Genomic DNA, 5,842 nt, shown 5'->3' on the forward strand with positions numbered 1-5,842 from the left:
AAGAACTGTTGTCAAGGTACGGAATCACTACTTTTGAGGATAGGATTAAGACATTGGTCTTGATGATAAACGATCCCGAGATGTCCAGGACGGTCAAAAAGGAGGCGTTCAACACGGTTCTCCAGGATATCAAAAACATAGAACACCCCGACGAGGTTAACGAGACGGTTTGGTTTACAGTGCTACGTCTGTACAGGTCTAAATACCTCACCAGCAAAGACCGGGCGAGGTTGCACGAGACCCTGTCACGGATAATAGGAGATATAGGTTCCGACCGTGTTAAGATGTACTATCTTTTTTACGACTGTGAGATTACCGGTAACAACGGTTCCTTCAGAAGGTTGTTCGCCCTGATCAAGAAACTTATGAAGGAGAAGAGGTTTACGGTCACCGACCTATCCTTCACAGTCATGAAACTGAACAAGAAATCGTTCACGAAGGATCGAGAAAAACAAACCAAAAAACTGGTCTCTTTGGTGGATAGGTTTATCCGTAGGGAACTGGAGAATGGGAACAACGACCTTGTTTCTAAGTTCGCCAACATCGGTAACAATGACGAAATATTCAAAAAATACGTTTTAAGGATCGCAAGCGACAGAACGGTTGTAACATTGTTGGAAGTGCTGCTCAGCAGAAGTAATGTTGAGGATCAACACGATTTCTGGTTGAGAGGGTTTCTCATAGTTTTATCTTCAAGCGAGCTTCGTACCCGCTCCAGCAAGATATGGAATCTGTTAAAGAAGAGAAGGAAGACCGCCCCGCTGATAAAAAGGATGAGCGAGAGGAATAAGGAGGTCATGGAATACATCAAAGTTCTATTTACGTGCGAATCAGACCTACTATTCTAACCTAAAAGTTTCCTGAGTAAGTCCATCTGCTCGGAAAAATAAAATAGATCATCTAACAAGTATTGTGTGCAGAAGGTGGTCGGTAAAAACCCGCTTCTCCAGGTATCGCAATCGCAGCAAAAGACAACAAAAGGTTCTTAAGAAAAATCTTTTAAATAACATAGACACTAATGCATACTGTTCTGTGCGTTTCGGGGTCATGGCGTAACCAGGCAGCGTGGCAGGCTCCAGGTAACCCTCCTCTACGGAGGTTGTAGAAGATACCTGCAGGTCGGGGTTCAAATCCCCGTGACCCCATCTCTCTATCCATCAACTGGGATTTGCGGAGCAGGGAAAAAGGATTTTAAAATTTTCCCGAGTATCCCCATATGTGAACCGCAAGGGAAAACGTACCACAGGAAAGACCAAACTCAAACGTGCTCTTGGCTTGTGGGAACTTGTTTTTACAGGGATAGGTATAATTCTGGGCGCAGGTATATACGTAATCATAGGTCCTGCTGCAGGCATGGCAGGTAACGCTCTTTGGTGCTCGTTTCTTATTGCCGCGATTGTTTCATTGTTTACCGGATTAAGTTATGCCGAACTGTCTTCAAGAATGCCGAAGGCCGGCGGTGAATACGTTTACACTGAGAGAGCATTCAACAAAAGATTAGCGTTTATCGTAGGATGGTTAATGGTCGTTAGCGGTATAATAGCAGCATCTACCGTGTCTCTTGGTTTCTCAGGATACCTGAACGCATTCTTTAATACAGATGTGGTACTGACATCGATCCTGTTGCTGTTTTTTCTCAGCATGATACTTATCTACGGTGTAAAGGAATCTGCATGGTTCGGTATAGTGTGCTCTTTGATAGAAGCGGGAGGTCTGGTGATAATCATACTGTTCGGTTTGCCGTATTTCGGTTCTGTTGATTACCTTGAATTCCCTGACGTTACGGGTTTGCTTAGCGCAGCGGCATTGGTCTTCTTCGCTTTCCTGGGGTTTGAAGAGATGGTCAACATGGCTGAGGAGGTTAAAGATCCTGTGAAAACGATGCCGAAAGCGATAATACTGGCCATCGTGATCACTACCCTACTGTACATCTTGGTCGCTGTATCGTCCGTTAGTGTTTTGGGTTGGGAGAAACTGAGCGTGTCGCAGGCACCTTTGGCAGACGTTGCATGGGTATTCTTCGGTGATGTATCGCATACATTGTTAGGCATTATTGGATTGTTCGCTACTGCTAACACTGTTCTTCTCGTGCTGTTGGGTACATCAAGGTTGGTCTACGGTATGGCTGAAGGCGGTATGCTGCCAAAGAGTTTAGCATCCGTTCATAAGAGCAGACGGACACCGTGGGTTGCCATAATTTCCCTGATGATAATATCTATGCTGTTTGTGCTGATCGGTAATATCAAAACCGTGGCCAGTCTCACTAACGCCACGATCCTGTTAGTGTTCATCGTGATCAATCTATCGGTGATAGTGATAAGATATAAAGAGAGATCGAGCAGAGCAGCCGAACATAAATTCTTCATGACACCGGTGAACATGAGATGGTTCCCTGTCATTCCTTTCCTAGGATTTTTAACATGTCTGGTCTTACTGGTTAACATAGAATTAAACTTGGTGTTTTTTTCAGTGTTGCTCGCTGTTCCGGGATTGGTGTTGTACGAACTGCTTAAGAAATAAGAAAGAATGAACGGTCGTAAAACCAACGACCGTGACTCTTTGGAATCTTTCTTGATTCTGATTTACGTTTTATTGAGCACCCAATCTATTATCAGACCGTAGACCCCGCCGAACAGTCCGAACCCGAGAGCTCCGGAAACACCGTACGGAAGAGCCATGCTTATACTGACCAGAAACCCTATCACGAACCCGCGACATCCCACGAAGAACCATTTCTTCCGGTCACTCAACAGACCGATCAGACCGCCCGCCAAGGTTCGTGTGTAAACGGTGTCGATTAACACGAGAGCGGTAAGCGGTACAGGTTTTCTCACGGTTGCCATACCCGCACATATCAAACCGAAGAACAAACCCAACACTACACCCGTAACCGTCTTCTTCATCCTAACATCCATATTCATCCACCTCCGTTATCTATGTCTACACCTCAATGTTGGTCCTGACCCGGACCGTTCTCCTCCTTGAACGTGTTAAGTTATATATTTTATTCTTGATTGTTCGGTAATCCTTAAATTTCTTCATCTTCAGATAGATAAAGGAATGATAGAATCTACCGACACACAGTTTAAACATGGATGTCTCCGACCGAAAACCTGAATCGTAGTAATCGTTCCTCTCCCTCCAACCTTTCGTAAGTTCGGTAAACTCCCTTTTAGTAATTAAGTCTAACGGTCTCAGGAGGTTCCAAACCTTCCTCTTCAAACCGCCCAAATCGTAATACCTCCTGTTGACCTTGAACAGGATACTTCTATCATCATCCAGGAAGTATACGCAGATATCTTTTCCAGCGATACTCGGGGAAAGTAATTCCCCCAACTCCAAAAAACTTGATAACGATTTCCCATCCTTAGCGATCCCGAACATGATACCTCTCTTTTTCACAACACCGCTGACAAAATCATCCAACCTTAAACCGAGCCGTTCCAACTCGTTGTTCAACAACGGTTCGGACAGGTCATAGAGAACGTCATCCCTGATGACTATCGGGTCAACAAGGTAGAATAAGAAGTCCTTCTTCATCACACCGAAGAAGTAAAAGATGGGTTCCATGGTTAAAAACAACTTCTCCACGATTTAAAAATATTGATGAAACCGAACATTTGCTCCTGCACGGTCAGGTCGAGAGTGTCGGAAGAACCGGACACAAACGGTTAAATACTCGTTCATCAAAGTATTGTATCGGTGATGAGACGCAGGTATGCTGATGCGCGCCGGCGAAGCCGGCGCGCAATGATGATAACCTGGAGCGCTGAACTGTCAGTAGGCAGAACTATTCGCACATCAATCTGTGGCCTGTGAATGTACAGAATTTTTTCATCGCAGTTCGGCCGGCAAATTCCGGTTTTGTCTCCAGTTTCTTTAAGACGTTTCTTATCGTTTTCAACGAGAGGAAGTAATTTCGGGATGGGTTTTGATTTGTGTGGAAAAGATTATAAATATGTTTTTACATAATATTTAATTGAGCGTGATTGTGTTGAACATTGTCAGAGGTGTGGGGCATGAATGTGAAGGTTATGAGAAAAAGAATGTTGGACTGGGAAAGAAGGCACATGCCTACCCTCGGTAAACCGATAAATCTTAGAAAATTTGCTACGATGGGTGTGTTGGTAGGCACGCTTTTGACAGGTGTAGGTTGCGATAAGACCCAATACTGCAGGTTGACTAAAGGGTATAAAGGTAAGGATGTAGTGTATGAGGTCCTTCGTGCGAACATCCACGGAAAAGGTAACGCGTTTACAGAGATCCCTTACGCACCGGCCGAACGTACCATATATGCCAAGGTTGAGAAGGGGATTATAGATTCTGCGATCACCTGGGTGATACGGATTCCGTACGTAGAAAGAGAAGATTCATCCGGGAACAAAGGATATGTTCGGATGCCTCCAGAGACGATTAGGGTGTACAAACTTACTTCTCCGGATGTTGTAAAACGTCTATCTTTGTCATCCTCAAGTCGGAAACCGAAGAGGAGGGTTAGACGAAGACACTAATCATCCTCTTTTCTTTTCGGTGCTACAAGGTAGAGACCGATGCTTATCATGAAAATGCCTAACTGCCCCAGACCACCATACCATCTCATTTTGTCAGGGTCATCGGCGATCGGAATGTTGAGGTCAAGGAAAGTTTCTTCAATATTGTCTGAGGTTTTGAACTCTTTTAGCACGTATCTATACCCATTGTAAATGCCAGTATCAAGTTTCAACGTTCGGACGACTTTGGCATTATAATCATAGTGTCCATCTAGATAGTACTTTATTATCACGGAATCGCACAACGGTCCAGTGTAACCGAGGTCGTAATGTGCTAACGGATGATGTGTGTAGGTGATCGATGAACCCGAGTCGATGTAAACAATATAACCGTTAGTTGTTTCTGAAAAATAGTAATACGTTGGATACTTGTTTTCTACTTTCACGTAACCGATTATGTTTCCTTTATCTTCGTTTTTGTCCTCCAATTCTCTGTACGTAACCGAGATCAACGGATAATCTTGTAGTTTTGATTTCAGTTTTTGTGCTACTTCTTCAGCAGAATTCCAATATTTATCATATACTGGGATCTGCAACGTTCTCTTATCAGAGAAAGGATCTACTACTTGAGAAAATGTTTTCAGAGTTTTTCTATCCATTATTCTAAGTTTTTGTATCTCTTTTACAGAAACTTTCTTCACAATCCCCTTTGTTTCTTTGACTTCTGTAGCTTTAATCGGGATGAAATGTTTTCCTCCTTCCACTAATGGTATCATACCGAGGAATATTAACGACCATCCGACAACCTTACGTTTGTTCTTATTCCAGAACTCTTTAAGTTTGTTTTTCCAACGTCTATCTCTTTTTACATTATTTTTCATACTTTAACACCTAACATTATTGGGGCATCATATTCTTAAAAACCTTTCTCCCACATGCAAGTTATCTATCATGTAGAAATGGTTTGTGTATATCGACAAAGAGACAAACACAAAACAGGGATGGTCAAAAAAATAAAAAAGAAAAATTCAGGCACCGGTTTTAGACGGATCGCTCAGTCGTCCCATAAAGAGGATCTCGTCGGTCTCCTTGTCAACTATCAGGAAGATGAACGGATGGTCGGCCACGAATAGATTTTCCGGTGGAACAGCACTAATCGCTACAACTATTCCTGTAGCCGCTGCTGCTTCGGTACCTTCTTCGTTAACATCCACATATGCCTGATGTATCACGTGGCTTATGAACAACTCTTTATTACCGTTCATCCCAGAGAAGTCCGCAGCACCAGGAATGAATGCTGTTGGCATCCCCATGGTTGAAAGGACATCGTTCAGTTTGTATTTTGTTTCCAT

At 43.3% G+C, this 5,842-nt stretch carries 7 protein-coding genes and 1 tRNA gene; 4 read left to right on the forward strand and 4 right to left on the reverse strand.

Annotated features, from left to right (window positions below; genetic code table 11):
- The 3 genes from J7K41_02285 to J7K41_02295 form a co-directional block, all read left to right on the forward strand.
- On the forward strand, window positions 1-848 hold an 848-nt coding region (locus J7K41_02285; protein MCD6549517.1), incomplete at its 5' end, for a hypothetical protein.
- A 193-nt stretch (window positions 849-1,041) separates the two neighbouring features.
- Window positions 1,042-1,145 (forward strand) — tRNA-Trp (locus J7K41_02290).
- 73 nt (window positions 1,146-1,218) lie between these two features.
- Window positions 1,219-2,520 (forward strand): amino acid permease, encoded by a 1,302-nt coding sequence (locus J7K41_02295; GenBank protein MCD6549518.1) that lies wholly within the window; start codon window positions 1,219-1,221, stop codon window positions 2,518-2,520.
- 62 nt (window positions 2,521-2,582) lie between these two features.
- Here the strand turns inward: J7K41_02295 and J7K41_02300 are convergent, their stop codons facing one another.
- Entirely contained in the window at window positions 2,583-2,915 is a 333-nt protein-coding gene (locus J7K41_02300) for a hypothetical protein (GenBank protein MCD6549519.1), read from the reverse strand.
- 25 nt (window positions 2,916-2,940) lie between these two features.
- Entirely contained in the window at window positions 2,941-3,570 is a 630-nt protein-coding gene (locus J7K41_02305; protein ID MCD6549520.1) for a hypothetical protein, read from the reverse strand.
- A 449-nt stretch (window positions 3,571-4,019) separates the two neighbouring features.
- Between J7K41_02305 and J7K41_02310 the strand changes: the two genes are divergently transcribed.
- The gene (locus J7K41_02310) at window positions 4,020-4,511 is read left to right on the forward strand and encodes a hypothetical protein (GenBank protein MCD6549521.1); all 492 of its coding nucleotides are present in this window, start codon (window positions 4,020-4,022) and stop codon (window positions 4,509-4,511) included.
- Here the strand turns inward: J7K41_02310 and J7K41_02315 are convergent.
- A complete protein-coding gene (locus tag J7K41_02315; GenBank protein MCD6549522.1) occupies window positions 4,508-5,371 on the reverse strand; it encodes a hypothetical protein in 864 nt (287 codons plus the stop codon). The genes J7K41_02310 and J7K41_02315 overlap by 4 nt on opposite strands.
- Window positions 5,372-5,518: 147 nt before the next feature.
- Window positions 5,519-5,842: serpin family protein (locus tag J7K41_02320; protein ID MCD6549523.1), on the reverse strand; the 324-nt coding region annotated here is incomplete at its 5' end.

The organism is Candidatus Micrarchaeota archaeon (assembly GCA_021163225.1).
Taxonomy (GTDB): domain Archaea; phylum Micrarchaeota; class Micrarchaeia; order Anstonellales; family JAGGXE01; genus JAGGXE01.